This is a genomic window from Rhodococcus rhodochrous, from assembly GCF_900187265.1.
Lineage (GTDB): Bacteria > Actinomycetota > Actinomycetes > Mycobacteriales > Mycobacteriaceae > Rhodococcus > Rhodococcus rhodochrous.
In genome coordinates this window covers 1,013,895-1,032,223 of the sequence record NZ_LT906450.1, presented here as the reverse complement: position 1 = coordinate 1,032,223, position 18,329 = coordinate 1,013,895, and the positions used below count along the sequence as shown (strand labels likewise).

16 protein-coding genes are annotated in these 18,329 nt (G+C 69.0%); 2 read left to right on the top strand and 14 right to left on the bottom strand.

The annotated features are described in order from the left end of the window. Positions 1-32: 32 nt before the first annotated feature. From CKW34_RS04835 to CKW34_RS04800, 8 genes are all read right to left on the bottom strand, one after another. Entirely contained in the window at positions 33-1,667 is a 1,635-nt protein-coding gene (locus CKW34_RS04835; RefSeq protein WP_059381738.1) for a solute symporter family protein, read from the bottom strand. Then, on the bottom strand, positions 1,664-2,029 hold the full coding sequence (locus CKW34_RS04830; RefSeq protein WP_019289889.1) for a DUF485 domain-containing protein: 366 nt from the start codon (positions 2,027-2,029) through the stop codon (positions 1,664-1,666). The genes CKW34_RS04835 and CKW34_RS04830 overlap by 4 nt, the downstream gene beginning before the upstream one ends. A gap of 124 nt (positions 2,030-2,153) precedes the next feature. Next, complete coding sequence (locus tag CKW34_RS04825; protein ID WP_059381739.1) at positions 2,154-3,950, bottom strand: sodium/solute symporter; 1,797 nt, start codon at positions 3,948-3,950, stop codon at positions 2,154-2,156. Between the two features lie 6 nt (positions 3,951-3,956). Next, positions 3,957-4,331 carry a hypothetical protein gene (locus CKW34_RS04820; RefSeq protein ID WP_059381779.1) on the bottom strand — a complete coding sequence of 125 codons (375 nt, stop codon included), beginning with the start codon at positions 4,329-4,331 and terminating at the stop codon, positions 3,957-3,959. Then, positions 4,328-5,110: a LytR/AlgR family response regulator transcription factor gene (locus CKW34_RS04815; protein WP_059381740.1), complete on the bottom strand. Its 783-nt coding sequence runs from the start codon at positions 5,108-5,110 to the stop codon at positions 4,328-4,330. Before CKW34_RS04815 ends, CKW34_RS04820 begins: the two co-directional genes overlap by 4 nt. Positions 5,111-5,141: 31 nt before the next feature. After that, positions 5,142-6,356 (bottom strand): sensor histidine kinase, encoded by a 1,215-nt coding sequence (locus tag CKW34_RS04810; protein ID WP_059381741.1) that lies wholly within the window; start codon positions 6,354-6,356, stop codon positions 5,142-5,144. A 46-nt stretch (positions 6,357-6,402) separates the two neighbouring features. Next, a complete protein-coding gene (locus tag CKW34_RS04805; RefSeq protein WP_059381742.1) occupies positions 6,403-7,938 on the bottom strand; it encodes a SulP family inorganic anion transporter in 1,536 nt (511 codons plus the stop codon). 33 nt (positions 7,939-7,971) lie between these two features. Further along, positions 7,972-9,639, bottom strand: a complete 1,668-nt coding sequence (locus CKW34_RS04800; protein ID WP_059381743.1) for a Na+/H+ antiporter — start codon at positions 9,637-9,639, stop codon at positions 7,972-7,974. Positions 9,640-9,789: 150 nt separating this feature from the next. Here CKW34_RS04800 and CKW34_RS04795 point away from each other — a divergent pair, with 150 nt between their 5' ends. Continuing rightward, positions 9,790-11,559, top strand: coding sequence for a glycoside hydrolase family 15 protein (locus CKW34_RS04795; RefSeq protein ID WP_226950076.1), 1,770 nt, complete (start codon positions 9,790-9,792; stop codon positions 11,557-11,559). Between the two features lie 29 nt (positions 11,560-11,588). Next, positions 11,589-12,545, top strand: coding sequence for a TIGR03885 family FMN-dependent LLM class oxidoreductase (locus tag CKW34_RS04790; protein ID WP_059381745.1), 957 nt, complete (start codon positions 11,589-11,591; stop codon positions 12,543-12,545). On the opposite strand, the gene CKW34_RS04785 is transcribed toward CKW34_RS04790, so the two are convergent. From CKW34_RS04785 to CKW34_RS04760, 6 genes are all read right to left on the bottom strand, one after another. Next, the gene (locus CKW34_RS04785) at positions 12,546-12,830 is read right to left on the bottom strand and encodes an antitoxin (RefSeq protein WP_059381746.1); all 285 of its coding nucleotides are present in this window, start codon (positions 12,828-12,830) and stop codon (positions 12,546-12,548) included. 63 nt (positions 12,831-12,893) lie between these two features. Then, positions 12,894-15,371 (bottom strand): HAD-IC family P-type ATPase, encoded by a 2,478-nt coding sequence (locus CKW34_RS04780; protein ID WP_059381747.1) that lies wholly within the window; start codon positions 15,369-15,371, stop codon positions 12,894-12,896. Positions 15,372-15,423: 52 nt separating this feature from the next. Then, a complete protein-coding gene (locus tag CKW34_RS04775; RefSeq protein WP_059381748.1) occupies positions 15,424-16,557 on the bottom strand; it encodes an MBL fold metallo-hydrolase in 1,134 nt (377 codons plus the stop codon). Then, positions 16,554-17,285, bottom strand: a complete 732-nt coding sequence (locus CKW34_RS04770; protein ID WP_059381780.1) for an enoyl-CoA hydratase — start codon at positions 17,283-17,285, stop codon at positions 16,554-16,556. Before CKW34_RS04770 ends, CKW34_RS04775 begins: the two co-directional genes overlap by 4 nt. Before the next feature lie 137 nt (positions 17,286-17,422). After that, complete coding sequence (locus CKW34_RS04765; RefSeq protein WP_059381749.1) at positions 17,423-18,106, bottom strand: DUF2332 family protein; 684 nt, start codon at positions 18,104-18,106, stop codon at positions 17,423-17,425. 6 nt (positions 18,107-18,112) lie between these two features. Beyond that, the gene (locus CKW34_RS04760; protein ID WP_059381750.1) at positions 18,113-18,322 is read right to left on the bottom strand and encodes a type II toxin-antitoxin system antitoxin; all 210 of its coding nucleotides are present in this window, start codon (positions 18,320-18,322) and stop codon (positions 18,113-18,115) included. Positions 18,323-18,329: the final 7 nt, after the last annotated feature.

Below are 18,329 nucleotides of genomic sequence, written 5' to 3'. Positions count from 1 at the left end.
GGATCGGGAGCGGGCCACCGCGGCGCAGAGGATCAGTGGGAGACGGCCTTCTCCACACCGACACCGGTGAGCGAGCGGACCTCCATCTCCGCCTGCTTGTACCGGTCCTCCTGCTTGCGGCGTCCGACATAGGTGCCGACGATGCCGAGGGCGAACGCGAGCGGGATGGACACGATGCCCGGGTTCGACAGCGGGAACCAGGAGAAGTCCACGTTCGGGAACATCGCCGAGGGTGCACCGGACACCGCCGGGGAGAACACGATGAGCACGAGGCAGCTGATCAGACCGCCGTAGATGCTGAACAGGGCGCCGGTCGTGTTGAACTTCCGCCAGAACAGCGAGTACAGCAGGGTGGGCAGATTCGCCGAGGCGGCGACCGCGAAGGCCAGGGCCACCAGGAAGGCGATGTTCTGTCCCATCGCGAGGATGCCGAGGACGATCGCCACCAGACCGATCACGACGACCGTGATCCGCGAGACCCGCACCTGCTCGTCCTCGGTGGCGTTGCCACGTTTGATGACGCTGGCGTAGATGTCGTGGGCGAACGACGCCGAGGCGGTGATGGCCAGGCCGGCGACGACCGCGAGGATCGTGGCGAAGGCGACGGCCGAGATGATCGCGAGGAAGACCGTGCCGCCGAGTTCGAAGGCCAGCAGCGGGGCCGCCGCGTTCTCCTTGCCGGGAGCACCGAGAATCGCGTCGGGGCCGACCATCTTCGCGGCACCGTAGCCGAGCACCAGGGTGAACAGGTAGAAGGCGCCGATGAGGGCGATGGCCCAGGTGACCGAGCGACGTGCTTCCTTGGCGGTGGGCACGGTGTAGAAGCGCATCAGCACGTGCGGCAGACCGGCGGTGCCGAGGACCAGCGCGATGCCGAGCGAGAGGAAGTCGATCTGCGTCATGTTGCTGATGCCGTACTTGGCACCGGGAGCGAGCACGTCGCGCTGGGCGACGGCCTCGTTCGACGAACTCGACACCATCGCCTGTGCATCGGCGAGCAGCTGCGAGAAGTTGCCCCGCACCGCGAACAGGACGAGCACGAACATCAGGCCCGCGCCGGCGACGAGCAGCACGGCCTTGACCATCTGCACGTAGGTCGTGCCCTTCATGCCGCCGATCAGCACGTACACGATCATGAGCACACCGACGACCGCGACGACGATGGCCTGACCGACCTTGCCCTCGATGTCGAGCAGCAGCGCGACGAGTCCGCCGGCGCCGGCCATCTGCGCGAGCAGGTAGAACAGCGACACCGCGAGGGTCGAGAGCGCCGCCGCCATGCGGACGGGGCGTTCCTTGAGCCGGAAGCTCAGCACGTCGGCCATCGTGAACCGGCCGGTGTTGCGGAGCAGTTCGGCGACGAGCAGCAGGGCGACGAGCCATGCGACGAGGAAGCCGATCGAGTACAGGAATCCGTCGTATCCGTAGACGGCGATCGCACCGGCGATACCGAGGAACGACGCGGCCGACAGGTAGTCGCCGGCGATGGCGAAACCGTTCTGCGGACCGGAGAACTGGCCGCCGCCGGTGTAGAAGTCGGAGGCCTTCTTCGTCGTGCGGCTGGCCTTGATGACCAGACCCATCGTGATGACGACGAACGCGACGAAGATGGCGATGTTGAGGATCGGGTTACCGACGTCGGCCCCACCCTGCGCGAGAACGGTCACTGCTGCGGTCCTTCCAGTTCCTCACGGATCGCGGCCGAACGCGGATCCAGCTCACGCCCGGCGAACTTCACGTAGACGGCGGTGATCACGAAGGTCGTGACGAACTGGCCGAGACCCAGGATCAGCCCGACGTTGATGTTGCCGATCACCTTCGTCGCCATGAACTCGTCCGCGTAGGTGGCCAGCAGGACGTACAGGGCGTACCAGGCCAGGAAGAACGCCGTCACCGGGAACACGAACCGGCGCAGACGGCTGCGCAGTTCCTGGAACTCCGGGCTCTCCTGCATCGTGACGAACTCCTGCGGCGTCGGTATCCGCCGCTGCTGGGGTACGCCACTCTCGCTGAGTGGTGCTGTGGTCACTGCCGACTCCTTGATAGTCGTGTGAGCTGAGGATGATCACAACGCTAATGAGACGGCTGTCACACGAACAGAGGAGACAAGAGGCGGAACGACGAGGGGTGCCCTCGTGCGACGAACGGTCGCGTCACCGCGACGAACGGCGACTCTCCCCGGGACCGCGGCCGCGTTCACCGAACGCGCCGAGTTCGCGGTCGCGGCCCATGCCGAGCCGCTCGGGTACGTGCATGCGGGAGAACGTCCTACCCACATCCCTGGGAATCCGGCGACGCGTCAGCAGACTCACCGCGATCATCGTGACGAATGCCAACGGCACGCTCAACGCGGCCGGATAGGCGGAGAGCACCGTCGGCCATCCCGAGGCCACCGACGGATCGACCGGCAGCAGCACGGTCGCCAGGGCCGCACTGCCCGCGACGAATCCGCCGACGACCATCCCCGCCGCGGCACCGATCGCGGTGAGGCCACGCCACCAGATCCCCAGCACCAACAGCGGACACAACGTCGACGCGGCGATCGCGAAGACCTGCCCGACCGAACGCGACAGGTCGAGGGAGGTCACCGACAGCGCGAGCACGAGCGGCACCACACCGGCGAGCACCGCGGCCACCCGGAAGTCGCGCACCCGGCCGCGCAACACGTCCGTGGACAACACACCCGCGACACTCACCAGCAGTCCGGACGACGTCGACAGGAAGGCCGCGATCGCACCCGAGGCGACCAGCGCCGCGAGCAACTGCCCACCCCAACCCGACAGCACCGATCCCGGCAGCAACAGCACTGCCGCATCGGAACGTCCGGTGATGAGCAGCTGCGGGACGTACAGGCGCGCGAACACCCCGAGCAGCGTGGGGAACAGATAGAACAACCCGAGCAGGCCGATGACGGCGAACGACGTCATGCGCGCCGCCCGTCCGTCGGGATTGGTGTAGAAGCGCACGAGCACGTGGGGCAGCCCCATCGTGCCCAGGAAGGTCGCGAGCATCAGCGAATACACCTGGAACAGCGGATGTTCGCTGCTGGCCCCCAACCCGGCTCCCGGCGACGCCCAGGTGTCGTTGTCGGTCGGCGCACCGGCCACCACCGGCACCGGCGACCCGGCGTCGAGGACCAGTTCGGTTCCGGCCCCGAGGACGTGCTCCCCCGGTTCGAGTTCGAAGACACCCGCGACCGGCCGGCCGTCGATCTCCCCGGTCGCCACGACGGGAAGCGTTTCGGCGACCTGCACGACCACGTCGATCGTCACGTCGACGGTGGTGGTCTCGGTGACGGTGGGCGGCACGGGTTCGTCGACGCCCCGGGCGTCACCGACGAAATGCAGCGTGAGGACCAGGGCCGGCAGAGCGACCGCCGTGAGTTTGAGCCAGTACTGGAAGGCCTGCACGAATGTGATCGACCGCATCCCGCCGCCGACCACGTTGGCCACCACGATCACCCCGACCACCGCAACGCCCACCCAGTCGGGCACTCCCAGAAGGATGTTGAGCGTCAGGCCCGCACCCTGGAACTGCGGCACCAGGTACAGGATGCAGATGATCGCCACGACCATCATCGACAGCGTGCGCAGCCACTTCTCCCCCAGCCGGAACTCCGCGAAGTCCGGGACGGTGTAGGCACCCGAACGTCGCAGCGGCGCAGCGACGAACAGCAGCAGACCCAGATAACCGGCCGTGAAACCGACGGGATACCACAGGGCGTCGGCACCGAACTTCGCCACGAGTCCGGCCACCCCGAGAAAGGATGCCGCCGAGAGATATTCGCCGGAGATGGCCGCGGCGTTCCAGCGCGGGCCGACGCTGCGGGACGCGACGAGGAAATCCGAGGTGGTGCGCGCCATCCGCACGCCGTACACACCGATCGCGACGGTGGCGATCGCCGCGGCGACAAGACCGACGACGGTGACGACGGGAATCGATCCGCTCATGGGTCGTCAATCGTCGGTGAGGTCGGTGAAATCCTGCTCGTTGCGTTCGGCGAGGCGCAGATACACCCACGCGATACCGAGCAGGATCGGATAACCGACCACACCGAGCAACACCCACGGCAGGCGGATCCCGAGGACCGTCACCGCCGCGAGACCGGGAGCGAGGTGGAACAGCACCGGAACGGCGCCCAGCAGACACACCGTGAACAGTGCGACGCGCAGGGCGAGCCCGAGCTGAGCCCGGACCAGCCCGCGCACCATCGCGTCGCCCACCTCGGTCTGCTGCTGCACCTCGACCCGGGTGCGGACCATGCGCGCCCCGCGCCGTTCGGCGAGGACGACCTTCTGACGCGGCGGGGGCGGGCCGCCGGTGGTGCTCATCGGGACGTCCACGACTGCATCGGACCGCGGATGAGCCGGTCCTTGAGTTCCCGCGTGTGCCGGCGACTGACGGGCAGTTCGACGGGCGGGGAGTTGCTGTCGCCGCGCAGGCACACGACCAGACCCGAACCCACACTGCGGATACCGGTGACGAGCGGCAACGCCACGAGATAGGAGCGGTGCACCCGCAGGAAGCCGGCGTCGGCCCAGCGGTTCTCGAGCGTCGATATCGGGATACGCACCAGGTGCGAACCGGTCGCGGTGTGCAGTCGCGCGTAGTCGCCCTCGGCCTCGACCCAGTGGACGGACGAGCGCGGCACGAGCGTGGTGACCCCACCGAGCTCGACCGGGATCACGTCGTCGCTCTGGCCGGTCTCGGATGTCGCCTGCGCGGCGGGTCGGCTGCGTTCGGCGATCCGCCGGACCGCTTCGGCGAGTCGTTCCTCCCGCAGCGGCTTGAGGACGTAGTCGACGGCGCCGAGGTCGAATGCCGAGACCGCGCGGTCGTCGTGCGCGGTCACGAACACCACGGCCGGGGACACCGCGAAATTGCGCAGGATGCCCGCGATTTCCAGGCCGTCGAGCCCGGGCATGTTGATGTCGAGGAAGACCGCGTCGATGCCTCCGTCGCGCAGCACACGCAGAGCGGTCGTCGCGTCTCCCGCGGTGTGTACGACGCCGATCTCCTCCTGCGCGCGCAGCAGGTAGGCCAGCTCGTCGAGGGCCGGCGGTTCGTCGTCGACCGCCAGCACGGTCAGGTTGTCTGTGATCTCGTTCACGGCGAATCCATCGTGCCATGCCGGGTGTTCCTCACGGCCGGATACCCGCCCTGAACTTCGGCACGCGCATGCTCACCCGGGTGCCTGCCCCCGGCGCGGTCTCGATGACGAGGCCGTAGTCGTTGCCGAAGGCCGCCCGCAACCGGTCGTCGACGTTGGCGAGGCCCACGTGCGCGGACTCGCGGACTCCGCTGCCGTGGTCGCTCTCGGCGATCGCGTCGAGCGTGCCGGAGCGCAGCAGTTCCGGGTCCATGCCGATGCCGTCGTCCTCGACGCTGATGACGCAGTCGGTGCCCTCGTCGGCCGCGGTGATGGTGATCGTGCCCGTGCGGGTGTCCTTGCCCGCGATCCCGTGCCGCACGGCGTTCTCGACGAGCGGTTGCAGAGCGAGGAAGGGCAACGTCACATTGAGCACCTCGGGCGCGATCTGCAGGCGCACCTCGAGGGCATTGCCGAAGCGGGCACGTTCGAGCGTCAGGTACCGGTCGATGTTACGCAGTTCGTCGGCGAGCAGGGTGTACTCGCCGGCCGCGCGGAACGAGTAGCGGGTGAAATCGGCGAAATCCAGCAGCAGTTCGCGGGCCCGGTCGGGGTCGGTCCGGACGAACGACGCCACCGTGTTGAGCGCGTTGTAGATGAAGTGCGGACTGATCTGGGCGCGCAGCGCGCGGACCTCGGCACGGTCGAGCCGGGCACGGGAGGAATCGAGCTCGGCGAGCTCGATCTGACTGCACGCGTACCGCGCCACCTCGGTGATCGCGCCGAGCAGCGCCGGGCCGGGTTCGACGGTCGTCACGACGCCGAGCACCCCTGCGACACCCATGTCCTCCACGACGAGCGGCTGGGCGATCAGTGCGCGGGCCGCTAGGTCGCCGTGGCCTCGCCGCAGGTCGTGGTGCCCGACGAGCACGCGGCGCTTGTCTGCGACGGCCCGGCCCGCGGCGGCGATCATCTCGTCCGTCAGTTCCTCGAACGGGCCGTCCCAGGCGAGCAGGCCACCGTTCTCGTCCAGCAGCGCCACCGCGCGTGCTTCGGCCAACAGCATCCGCAGGTGCGGGGCCGCTTCCTTCGCCGACGACGCGTCGAGCCCGGCGCGCAGGGGGCGCGCCGCGAGGGACGCCGTGTGCAGGGTCGCGTGGACCGCGCGTTCGGCGGGTGTGGTGACCACCCGCCGGGTCCACAGCACCACCGAGACCACGACCAGCACCAGGAGCAGTACCACCGCGGCGAGCTCGATCGCGATCATGCGCTCACGTTACGTCGAATCGACCCACCGCTCCCGGTATGCGCGGTCAGTTCTCCCCACCGAGTCGGCCGGAGAGCCTGCGGAGGCGTTCGAGGCTCGCACCGTCGAGTCCGACGATGGTGACCGTCTTGCCCTTGGCTGCGTACTTCTGCTGGATCGCGTCGAAGGTGGCGACGGTGGACGCATCCCAGATGTCGGCGTCGGTGAGGTCGATGACGACGTTCTCCGGGTCGCCGATGTAGTCGAACTGGTGGACGAGGTCGTTGCTCGACGCCCAGAACAGTTCACCGGTCACCCGATAGGTGCGCGTGTCCACTCCTCCGTCCCCGTCGGTGTCGGCATCGGCGATCTTCTCGACGGTGGTCATGTGCGCGACGCGACGGGCGAACAGCACCATCGCCGTGAGCACTCCGAGCGACACTCCGATCGCGAGATTGCCGGTGCTCACCGTGGCCACGACGGTGACGACCATGACGACGGTCTCGCTGAGCGGCATCAGCCGCAGCGTCCGCGGATGCACGCTGTGCCAGTCGATCGTCGCGATCGACACCATGATCATCACGGCGACGAGGGCAGCCATCGGGACCAGCCCGACGATGTCGCCGAGCGCGACCACGAGGATCAGCAGGAACACGCCTGCCGCCAGGGTGGACAGACGGGTCCGCGCCCCGGAGACCTTCACGTTCATCATGGTCTGGCCGACGACGGCGCAACCGCCCATGCCACCGAAGAATCCGGTCACGATGTTGGCGATGCCCTGACCCCAGCCCTCGCGGGTCTTGTCCGACCGCGTGTCGGTGATGTCGTCGACGAGTTTGGCCGTCATCAGCGATTCCATGAGGCCGACGAGGGCCATCGCGAGCGCGTAGGGCGCGAGGATCCGGAGGGTCTCGAAGGTCATCGGCACGTCCGGGACGAAGAGCGAGGGCAGGCTCTCGGGCAGTTCACCCTGGTCCGCAACGTCGGGCACGTTCAGCGAGAAGGCCACCGTCACGACGGTGAGGAGCACGATCGTGACGAGCGGAGCCGGCACGGCCTCGGTGATCCTCGGGAGGAACACGAGCACCAGCAGACCTGCTGCCACCAGCGGATAGACCATCCACGGCACGTCCACGAGGTGCGGGATCTGGGCGACGAAGACGAGGATCGCGAGCGAATTGACGAAGCCGACCATGACGCTGCGCGGCACGAACCGCATGAGTTTGGCGACGCCGAGGAAGCTGAGCAGCACCTGGAAGATGCCCCCGAGGATCACCGTCGCGATGAGGTGGTCCACCCCGTACTGCTCGGACACCGGGGCGATCACGAGCGCCACCGCCGCGGTCGCCGCCGAGATCATCGCGGGCCGTCCCCCGACGATCGCGATGGTGATCGCCATGGTCACCGAGGCGAACAGCCCGACCCGGGGGTCGACACCGGCGATCACGGAGAAGGCGATGGCCTCCGGGATCAGGGCGAGCGCCACGACCAGGCCGGCCAGGAGTTCGGTCTTCAGACGAGCAGGCGACCGGAGAGCGAATCGGACGGAGACTTCGGTGCGGGGATCGTGCGGCACCTGTTCCGGGCCGTGCGGGGTGTTCACTTGCGGAAATTCTACCGTTGCGCCCTGTCGTCCCTACCGTTGCACATCGTCGTCCCGACCTCGGGCACCGTCGTCCCGACGCCGGCGGCGGATGCGCTCCTCCACCGCTGCTTCGTCGATGTCCAGGCTCTCGAGCACGTCGCGGAGGATCTCGTCGTCGAGTTCACCGCGGTCGCGGGCGTCGATGAGGGCCTGGCGTCGCGCCTGCAGGGACGCCCGCCGGATGTCGTCGAACAGCGCGGCCAGTCGCGTTCCGGCGTCCTCCGCCGTGTCCTCGACGGTCTCCGCCTCCTGCCGGGACCGGAGCGACTTGCGCGCCTTGGCCAGAAGTTTGTCGTAGATCTCCGGGTCCACGCCCTCGGGTGGATGCGTGGCGAGTTCGGTGAGCACCCGATCGCTCGACTCGGCCGAGATCCTGCGGGCCACCGCCATCTGTTCCTCGGTCCGCAGCCGCTCGTAGGGGTCGGTGACGTCGAGTCGGCGGATGAGCCACGGCATCGTCGCACCCTGGATGAGGAGGGTGCCGATGGCGACGACCAGCGCGGAGATCTGGATCATCTCGCGTCCGGGGAAAGGAGCACCCGACGCGATCGCCACCGGCACCCCACCGGCCGCGGCGAGGGTGACGACCCCGCGCATACCCGCCCACGACACCACGACGTGTTCCCGGAAGTTCAGCTGGTCGCGGCCGAGGCGTTCGGATCCGGCGGGTCGCACGAGCGCGCGCCGCCCCCAGTGCAGCAGACCCCACGCGGGCCTCACGATCATGACGACGAGCAGGATCACCACCGCACCGAGCAACGCGAGGCGCAGATCGGTGCCGCTGTCACGGACCTCGTCGAGGACGAACCGCAGTTGCAGGCCCATGTAGGCGAAGACGAACGTCTCGAGCACCACGTCGACGCTCTTCCACACCGCGCGTTCCTGCAGTCGCGTGCTCACCGAGACCTCGGTGGCCCGGTGCCCGATGAACAGTCCGGCGGCGACGACGGCGAGCACTCCCGAGGCGTGGATCTCCTCGGCGGCGAGATAGGCCGCGAACGGCAGCACCAGCCCGAGCACGGTCTCGAGCGGCGAGTCGTACATCCGGGCACGGATCAGGTGGACGGCGTACGCGAGCACCAGACCGACGGCGATGCCACCCGCGACCTCGTAGACGAAGAACAGGAACGGCGAATCGGCGAGGATGTGTGTGCCCGTGACGGCCGAGATCGCCACGGTGAACAGGGTCAGTGCGGTGGCGTCGTTGACCAGCCCTTCCCCGGTCAGCACCGCGATGACCCGTTTCGGCAGTCCGAGTCGCTGGCCCACGGCGACGGCACTGACCGCATCGGTCGGTGCGACGACGGCGCCGAGAGCGAGCGCCGCACCGAAGGTCAGCGCCGCCATCATCGCGGATGCCGTCCACGCCACGACGAACGCCGTGACGAGCACGGCGTAGATGCCGAGCCGCAGGATCGACGGCAGGTACTGCCGGAAGGTGGGAACCGAGAACCGCAGGGCCGACGAATACAGCAGCGGCGGCAGGACGACCCCGAGGATGATCTCCGGATCCAGTTCGAGCCTCGGCAGGCCCGGCACGAACGACACCAGCGCTCCGACGGTGACGAGCACGAGCGGGGCCTGCAGGTCGCGGCGCGACGCGACGGCGGTCACCGCGATCCCGGCGATGACGACCAGCAGGATCCACGCGCCGTTCATCGCGACGGCACCGTGCCAGGCGTCCGGTTCACGGTGTGATGGTGACACAGCCGGCGGTCGGCCGTCGCGAACGTGCAGGTCGTTTGCCCCGACCCGGCCGGGGTATGCAACCGATCGACCGCCGTGTACCCGGCCCAGCGAGGAGTGCGTGTGATCCCAGCCCGCGACGACGACGGCTACGCGGACCTGCGCTCCTATGCCGCACTGGGCGACGGCGACACCGTCGCCCTCGTCGCCGAGGACGGGTCGGTGGACTGGTATCCGGTACCGCACCTCGACTCGCACCCCGTCTTCGCGCGACTGCTCGATGCACCGGCGGGCGGTTCCGTCGAACTGCGGCCGGTCGACGAGTTCACCGTCGAACGCGCATACGTGCCGGGCACGAACGTGCTGAGCACCGTCTTCACCACCGCACAGGGCCGGGTCCGGGTGACCGACTCGATCGATACGGGTGTCGCCGGGCGGTTGCCCTGGGGTGAGCTCGCCCGCCGCGTCGAAGGTCTGGACGGCGAGGTCGCGATGCGCTGGACGGTCGCGCCCGGCACCGGACTGGGCCGGTACCAGCCCTGGTGCGACCGGACCCAGCACGGCCCTGTCCTGCGGGTGGGCACCGTGAGCATCGGGGTGCGCACGTCCGGCACGGGTGAACCCGTGGTCGAGCACCGCTCGATCGGTGGCGGTTTCACCACCTCGGCCGGGTCCCGGCACCTGATCGCCGTGCTGTCGACGGAGAACGAGCCCCTGCCGTTGCCCGACGCCGACGCGATCGATGCCAACATCGACCGCACCGTCGACCGATGGAAGCAGTGGTCGACGCTCCTGCACTACGACGGCCCCTGGGCCGACGCGGTGATCCGGAGCGCGCTCGCACTGAAACTGCTGCAGAACCGATCGGGCGCGATCGCCGCGGCGGCGACGACGTCCGTTCCGGAGAACCCGGACGGCGAGAAGAACTGGGACTACCGTTTCGCATGGGTGCGCGACGCCGCCTACACCCTGCACGCGCTGATCCGTCTCGGCGATCGCGAGGAGGTGCACGCCGCGATGAGCTGGTTGCTCCGCGTGGTGCGCGATCAGGGCGCCGATGCGGAGGTGTTCACCCGGCTCGACGGCGGAACGCCCGACGACGAACGGCGACTGGACGTTCCGGGTTGGCGCGGAATCGGCCCGGTGGTCGAGGGGAACAGGGCCGCAGGCCAATTGCAGCTCGGGATCTACGGCGACCTGTTCGAGATCGTGACCCTCTACAGCAGTGAGGGTTACGTGCTCGACATCGCGACCGCGCGTCTGCTCGCCCGCATCGCCGACCACACCTGCGATGTCTGGCAGCAGGCCGATCACGGCATCTGGGAACTGCTCGAACGCGAGCACTACACCAACTCGAAGATGAGTTGCTGGCACGCGCTCGACCGCGCCGTCCACCTCGCCGAGGTCGGGCAGATCCCGGGAACGGCGGATCGCTGGCGACGCGAACGCGATCTCATCCGCGACTGGATCGAGGAGAACTGCTGGTCGGACGAACAGGGTTGCTACACCGCCTATCCCGGCACCGATCGCCTGGACGCGTCCGTCCTGCTCGGAGCCGTCGGCGGGTACGACCGGGGTCCGCGCATGCAGGCCACCTGCGATGCCCTGCGACGGGAACTCGGCCGCGGACCGCTGCTCTACCGGTACAGCGGTGCCGACAAGGAGGAAGGGACGTTCGTCGCCTGCGCGTACTGGATGGTCGCCGCACTGGCCGAGACGGGACGGACCGACGAAGCCACCGAACTGATGGGCGAACTCGTACCGCTCGCCAACGACGTGGGCCTGTACTCGGAGATGATCGCCGAGGACGGTACCTTCCTCGGCAATCTCCCCCAGGGACTGGGCCACCTCGCGCTCATGACGGCTGCACTCACACTCATCGAGAAGTACTGATCGCCGATCGACCGGAGGAGCGGACAGGTATGACGCTGATAGGTTTTCACGCCTCACACGAACAGGCGTCCCCATCCCGCCTGCTCGAGGACGTCCGGCTCGCGGAAGCGGCCGGCTTCGGGGCGGCCATGTGCTCGGACCACATCGAGCCGTGGTCGCACCGCCAGGGACACTCGGGGTTCGCGTGGTCGTGGCTCGGAGCGGCCCTGGCCACCACCGACCTACGTTTCGGTGTCGTCACCGCGACCGGCTTCCGCTACCACCCCGTCGTCACCGCCCAGGCCACCGCCACTCTGGCATCGATGTTCCCGCACCGCTTCTGGTTCGCACTCGGCAGCGGCGAGCACTGCAACGAACGGATGTCCGGAGTCTCCTGGCCACCCAAGGAGGAACGGCAGCAACTCCTCGGCGAGAACCTCGACATCGTGCGACGCCTGCACGCGGGCGAGGTCGTCGACCACGACGGCGCGGTGAGGGTCGACCGCGGACGGGTCTGGGACCGGCCGGAGATCCCTCCCGAAATCCTGCTTCCTGCATTGACTCCCGAAACGGCCGGTCGTTTCGCCGACCGGGTCGACGGTCTCGTCACCGTGAACGCCCCGCTCGAGGACCTGCGGCGGATCCTCGGCGCCTACCGCGACGGGGGCGGACGCGGACGGACCGTGCTGCAGGTCCATCTGAGTTGGGCGCCCACGCGGGAGCGCGCTCGGGAGATCGCGCGGGAACAGTGGGCGACGAACGCCCTACCGCCGGACCTCATGGCAGAACTCGCCACGCCCGAGGAATTCGAGGCCCGCGCCGCCGAACTCGACGACGGCGACCTCGAGGGCGCAGTGATCGTGTCCGACGATCCCGCCGAACACGTCGACCGCCTGTGCGAATTCGCCGAACTCGGTTTCGACGAGATCTACCTGCACCATGTGGGGCCGGATCAGCGCCCGTTCATCGACACCTTCGGCGACACGGTACTTCCGTATCTGCCGTGATCAGGGTTGACGCGGACCCGGCTGTGCTTCGGGGCCCGGACCGCCCTCGGGGCCCGGCTCACCGCCGGGTTCGGGCTGCGTGCCCGGTGCGGGATTGTCGGTGGTACCCAGATGCTGACGAGCGGCGTCCTGCGCCTTGTCGACGTGCTGGGCGTACTTCCCGCCGGTACGTCCGTCCACCTGGTCGCCGGCCTTCTCGATGAACTGGTCGGCCTTGTCGGGATTCTTCGCGGCGTAGTCCTTGCCCTTGTTCACAAGGCCCTTCACCGAATCCATGAAACCCATCGTTCGGTCCTTCCCTCGTCGGATCGCCGTGAGGTTCGGTCGCACCCATCCGTGCGCTGCGGGTCAGTGTACGCCCGGCAGCAGATCGTCGTGGGCAGCGAACAGGCGCCGGCGTTCCCCGTGCAGACGCCCCGACACCCACCACAGGGCCTCGACGAGGACGACTCCGATCAGCCCGCACGTCACCGCGATCGTCGTGTACCCGACGTTCGACGGGTCGAGCGCGAAGAACTCGCGGGTGAACGGTACGGAGAACAGGATCACGTAGCCGAGCACCGAACCGGCGAGCAGCACGATCTTCCACCACTGGTACGGGCGGGCGACCACCGCGAGCACCCACAGCGCGATGATCAGCAGGGTGATCAGGGCCGAGGTACCGGCCTGGATCTTCTGCTGCTCGGTCTGCTCCGGACCGCCGTAGACGAGCACGTAACAGACGAAGGTCGCCACACCGACCACGACGCCCGAGGGGATCGCCAGTCGCATCACGCGGGAGACGAAGCCCGAGCGTGCCCGCTCGTTGTTCGGTGCCAGCGACAGCAGGAAGGCGGGGATGCCGATGGTGAACCACGCCGCGATCGTCACGTGGCGCGGCAGGAACGGGTACGGCAACGGCTCGAAGTCGAATACCTGCGACAGCACACCCGACACGCCCACCAGGAAGGCGAGGAGCACCGAGTACACCGTCTTGGTGAGGAACAGGTTGGAGACGCGTTCGATGTTGCCGATGACCCGACGACCCTCGGCCACCACGTAGGGCAGCGTCGCGAACTTGTTGTCGAGAAGGACGATCTGCGCGACCGCACGGGTGGCGGGGCTGCCCGATCCCATCGCGACTCCGATGTCGGCGTCCTTGAGGGCGAGCACGTCGTTGACGCCGTCGCCGGTCATCGCGACGGTGTGGCCGCGCGACTGCAGCGCTCCGACCATCGCGCGCTTCTGGTCGGGACGGACCCGGCCGAAGGTCGTCGAGCCCTCGACGACGTCGGCGAGTTCGTTCCCGCCCTCCGGCAGGGAACGCGCGTCGATGGGGGACGCGCTGCCCGGCAGGCCGAGCGACGAGGCGACCGCACCGACGGCGATCGCGTTGTCGCCGGAGATGACCTTGACGTCGACCTGCTGGCCGGCGAAGTACTCGAGGGTCGGCTTCGCGTCCGGGCGTACCCGCTGTTCGAGGACGACGAGCGCCGCCGGCGTGACCGTGCCGGGAGCAAGTTCGTCGTCGACCGGACGGTCGCTGCGCGCGAGCAGCAGCACCCGCAGTCCGTTCGAGCCGAGTTCCTCGGCGCGTCGCGCCGCGTCGGTGCCGGGGTCGAGCAGCACGTCGGGTGCGCCGAGGAGCCAATTGCCGTGGATGCCGTACGACTGACCGCTCCACTTCTTCGCCGACGAGAACGGCGCGACGGCCGTCGGCTCGCCCCAGCCGGGGGCGGTGGGGAACGCCTCGGCGATCGCGAGGACGCTGGCGTTGGGGCGCGGGTCGTCGGCCGCGAGCGCGGCCAGGGCGGCGCGGGCCTCGTCGAGGTCGCTGCCGTCGACGGCTTCGAGGTCGGACAGGCGCATGCCGTTCTCGGTGAGCGTGCCGGTCTTGTCGGCGCACACCACGTCGACGCGCGCGAGGCCTTCGATCGCCGGCAGTTCCTGCACGAGGCATTGGCGTCGCCCGAGGCGGACGACACCGACCGCGAACGCGATGGAGGTCATGAGCACGAGGCCCTCGGGCACCATGGGCACGAGGGCGGCGACCATGCCGCTCAGCGCGGGGCCGAGCGACTCGCCGCTGGAGAAGAGCTGGTTGTAGATGATGAGCAGACCCGCGGGGATCATCAGGTAGGTGATGAAGCGCAGGATCTTGTTGATGCCCGCGTTCAGCTCCGACTTCACGAGCGTGAACTTGCTGGCCTCTTCCGCGAGCCGCGCCGCGTAGGCGTCGCGGCCGACCTTCGTCGCGCGGTAGGAGCCGGAACCGGAGGCGACGAAGCTGCCCGACATGACCGTCGAACCGGGCACCTTGTGCACGGGATCCGACTCGCCCGTCAACAGCGACTCGTCCAGTTCGAGTCCCTGGGCCTCGACCACCTCGCCGTCGACGACCAGCTGGTCGCCGGGGCCGAGCTCGATGAGGTCGTCGAGGACCACTTCGCGGGGAACGATCGGCGCGGCGGCGCCGTCCCGGCGCACGACGGGCTTCGTCTGGCTGACGATGGCCAGTTTGTCGAGGGTGCGCTTGGCGCGCACCTCCTGGATGATGCCGATGCTGCTGTTCGCGATGATCAGCAGACCGAACATGCCGTCGATGATCGAGCCGGTGGCCAGCACGATCAGCAGCAGCACCCCGAGGATCGCGTTGATGCGGGTGAACACGTTGGCCCGGACGATGTCCTTGACCGACCGGGATGCGCGGTCGGGGACATCGTTGGTGAGGCCACGCGCCACACGCTCGGCGACCTGCTCGGTGGACAGCCCGTTGGCTGCGTGGTCGGGTGCGAGGACCGGCGCCTCGCCCGTTCCCACCACCGTCGTGGGCTCTTCTACTGCCATGACGAACCAGATTAGGGCACGAAAGCGAACAACCGGTGTCGTGGCGGGTGGATCAGCTCGACGCGAGCCACCAGGGCTCGAGTGCGACGGGCTTCGACGTGTCGGACTTCGACACGTCGATCCGCTGACCCGGCATCGGCACCGCCGTGATCACCTCCGACTCCTTCGCGGCGGGCAGCAACCGGGTGATCGGCTCCGACCAGGCATGGAAGGCGAGGTCGAAGGTTCCCCAGTGCACGGGCACCAGCAGACTGTCGCGACGGTCGACACCACCGAGGTCGAGATGCGTGCGCACCGCCTCCTCCGGATTCATGTGCACGTCGGGCCAGCGCTTGTCGTAGGCGCCGACGGGCAGCAACGTCAGGTCGAACGGCCCGTATGCCTCGCCGACGTCCGCGAACCGCGGGGTGTACCCGCTGTCACCACCGAAGAACACCCGGCGCACCGGCCCGGTGAACACCCACGACGACCACAACGTGATGTTGCGCTGCAGGCCCCGGCCGGAGAAGTGCCGGGCCTCGGTGCACGTGATGCGCAGGCCGTCGACCTCGACGTGCTCGTCCCAGTCGAGTTCGACGATGCGGTCCTCGTCGATCCGCCAGCGGCGCAGGTGCGCACCCACCCCCAGTGGGACGACGAACCGGACGGTCGGCTGCAGCACGGCGAGGCTCTCGATCGTGAACCGGTCGAGATGGTCGTAGTGGTCGTGCGAGATCACCACCGCATCGAGGCGCGGCAGGGTCTGCAGTTCGACCGGCACCGGATGCAGACGTGCCGGGCCGACGGTCGGTGACGGCGACACGCGCTCGCTCCACACCGGGTCGCACAGCACCCGGTAACCGTCGACCTCCACGAGGGCGGTCGAGTGCCCGAACCACGTCACGGCGAGTTCCGCCGCGTCGACCGGAGCGAGATAGGGCGACAACGGCACGTCGGTGCGAGGTCTGCCCCGCGATCCTCGGGTGAGCAGGTCCTTCGCGAAACCGCCCGCCGCCTCGGGGCCGAGCACGGACGCCGGGTCGGTGTTGTGGAAACGACCGTCGCGGTAGCGGGGCGACGCGGCGGCGTACGGGCGGATGTCGGAGACCGAGGCGCCGATGGAACCGGGCAGGCCGTTGACGGCGCGCGCGACCCACAGAGTGCCCGCTCCGGCGAGCGCGGCCGAGACCGCGGACCGGACGTTCATCGTCCGCGGAAGATCGGGTCGCGGCGCTCGGAACGAGCGAGCCTGGCCTCCTGGGCGTCCTCGCTGAGCCATGCCGCAGCGAGTGCGGCAGTCTGTTCGGGTGTGGCCTCGTCGCGGGTGCCGTCGTCGTTGAGGAACAACTTCATCGCGTTCAGCGACAGCGGCGCGAGCTTCGCGATCTCGTGCGCCCAGGCCTGGGCGGCGGCGAGATCGCCGATGCGGTTGGCGAGCCCCCGCGCGAGCGCCTCCTCGGCGTGGACGGGTTCGGCGGCGAGGAAGACGGCGCGTGCCGGACCGCCGCCGATGAGCGAGGCGAGGCGCCGGACCGTCCAGCGGTCCACCGAGATACCGAGGCGCGCAGCAGGAACCGAGAAACGCGCGGTGGGCGCCACGACCCTCAGGTCCGACGCGAGCGTCAGCTGGGTGCCGGCACCGATGGCCGGGCCGTTGACGGCCGCGATCACCGGAATCGGCGCCTCGACGATGGTGCGCAGCATCTCGGCGAGGCTGTCGGTGAACCCTTCGGCGTAGACGTCGCCGGAGAGATCGGCCCCGGCGCAGAAGCTCGAGCCCCGCCCGGTGATCACCATGACGCGCGCGTCGTCGGCCACGGCCTTGTCCACGGCTTCGCGGATCTCCACGCACAACTGCGTGTTGAGCGCGTTCCTGCGTTCCTCGCGTTGCAGTTCCACGGTCACGACGTCGCCGTCGCGGCTGATCCCGATCATGTGTCGCCCCATCCCTTCGTCACCGAACACCCCGCATCATTCCATCAGTTCGAGCATGCCCTGATCGCCCTGATCCGATTTCGGTGGATCCGACCCCGCTGAGCGGGGCTGGAACCACCGAAACTGTGGAATCGGGATCAGTGGAACCAGTCGAGGAGACGCCCGCGCGACCAGCAGCGCGCCACCGCATCCACCCGCTGCCGAGAGCCCTCGTACAACGCGATACCGACGATGCTGTGACCGGAGGCCGGGCGATCACCGAGCGTCGGGATCGACGGCGCGACGCCCACACCCTCGGCCGACACCCACGCGACCGTTCGCACCGCGGCCGCCTCGCGGAGGCGGATGACGAACGACGGGCGTCGCGGGATCGCCAGACGCGACAACGCCCAGGTCGTCGTCACGACGGGCAGAGCACCCTCGGGTACCGCCGCGATCGCGTCGGGCAGCAGGTCCACGAGGTCGCCGCAGAACCGGACGGGTGGGTCCTCGGCGAGCAGGGCGTCCTCGACGCCGGGCCGGTGCCGCGTCACGGCGGCGCGCGCGACCACCGGAGGCATCGCCCGCTCGGGAACCGACCCGCCGTGGACGATCGAACAACTCTCCTGCACAGGGGAATCCGGATCGCCCAGGAAGACGCCGTCGCTGTAGGTGATGCCCACACGGTCGACGCACAGGTTCAGGGCCGCGGTGCGCCCCACGTCGATCAGGCCGATCGCGGTCGCACCCGCGCGGTGGGCCGCCTCGGCGATCGCCGGGTGGAGCACTGCGTAGCGACCCGTCTCGTCGGCGGCGCTTCTCCGTCGTGCCGTGTCGGCCATGTCGGCTCACTCCTCGTCGTCGGCATCGGCGCGCGGACGGCCCGGTCCGCGCATGCGTCCCACCTCGCGCGGCATCCGGCCGGCCTCGGTGAGGGCCCGCCGGAGCAGGAACTCGATCTGGGCGTTGGTGCTGCGCAACTCGTCGGCAGCCCACCGCGCGAGCGCGTCGTGGACTGCCGGGTCGAGGCGCAGCAGCACCTTCTTACGTTCGGCCATGCCGCAT

What these genes read in the sequence shown, in the direction of transcription:
- CKW34_RS04825 (WP_059381739.1), bottom strand. Translation starts at nt 3,950, where the DNA reads ATGAGCGGATCGATTCCCGTCGTCACCGTCGTCGGTCTTGTCGCCGCG.
- CKW34_RS04820 (WP_059381779.1), bottom strand. Translation starts at nt 4,331, where the DNA reads ATGAGCACCACCGGCGGCCCGCCCCCGCCGCGTCAGAAGGTCGTCCTC.
- CKW34_RS04810 (WP_059381741.1), bottom strand. Translation starts at nt 6,356, where the DNA reads ATGATCGCGATCGAGCTCGCCGCGGTGGTACTGCTCCTGGTGCTGGTC.
- CKW34_RS04800 (WP_059381743.1), bottom strand. Translation starts at nt 9,639, where the DNA reads ATGAACGGCGCGTGGATCCTGCTGGTCGTCATCGCCGGGATCGCGGTG.
- CKW34_RS04790 (WP_059381745.1), top strand. Translation starts at nt 11,589, where the DNA reads ATGACGCTGATAGGTTTTCACGCCTCACACGAACAGGCGTCCCCATCC.
- CKW34_RS04785 (WP_059381746.1), bottom strand. Translation starts at nt 12,830, where the DNA reads ATGGGTTTCATGGATTCGGTGAAGGGCCTTGTGAACAAGGGCAAGGAC.
- CKW34_RS04780 (WP_059381747.1), bottom strand. Translation starts at nt 15,371, where the DNA reads ATGGCAGTAGAAGAGCCCACGACGGTGGTGGGAACGGGCGAGGCGCCG.
- CKW34_RS04775 (WP_059381748.1), bottom strand. Translation starts at nt 16,557, where the DNA reads ATGAACGTCCGGTCCGCGGTCTCGGCCGCGCTCGCCGGAGCGGGCACT.
- CKW34_RS04770 (WP_059381780.1), bottom strand. Translation starts at nt 17,285, where the DNA reads ATGATCGGGATCAGCCGCGACGGCGACGTCGTGACCGTGGAACTGCAA.
- CKW34_RS04765 (WP_059381749.1), bottom strand. Translation starts at nt 18,106, where the DNA reads ATGGCCGACACGGCACGACGGAGAAGCGCCGCCGACGAGACGGGTCGC.
- CKW34_RS04760 (WP_059381750.1), bottom strand. Translation starts at nt 18,322, where the DNA reads ATGGCCGAACGTAAGAAGGTGCTGCTGCGCCTCGACCCGGCAGTCCAC.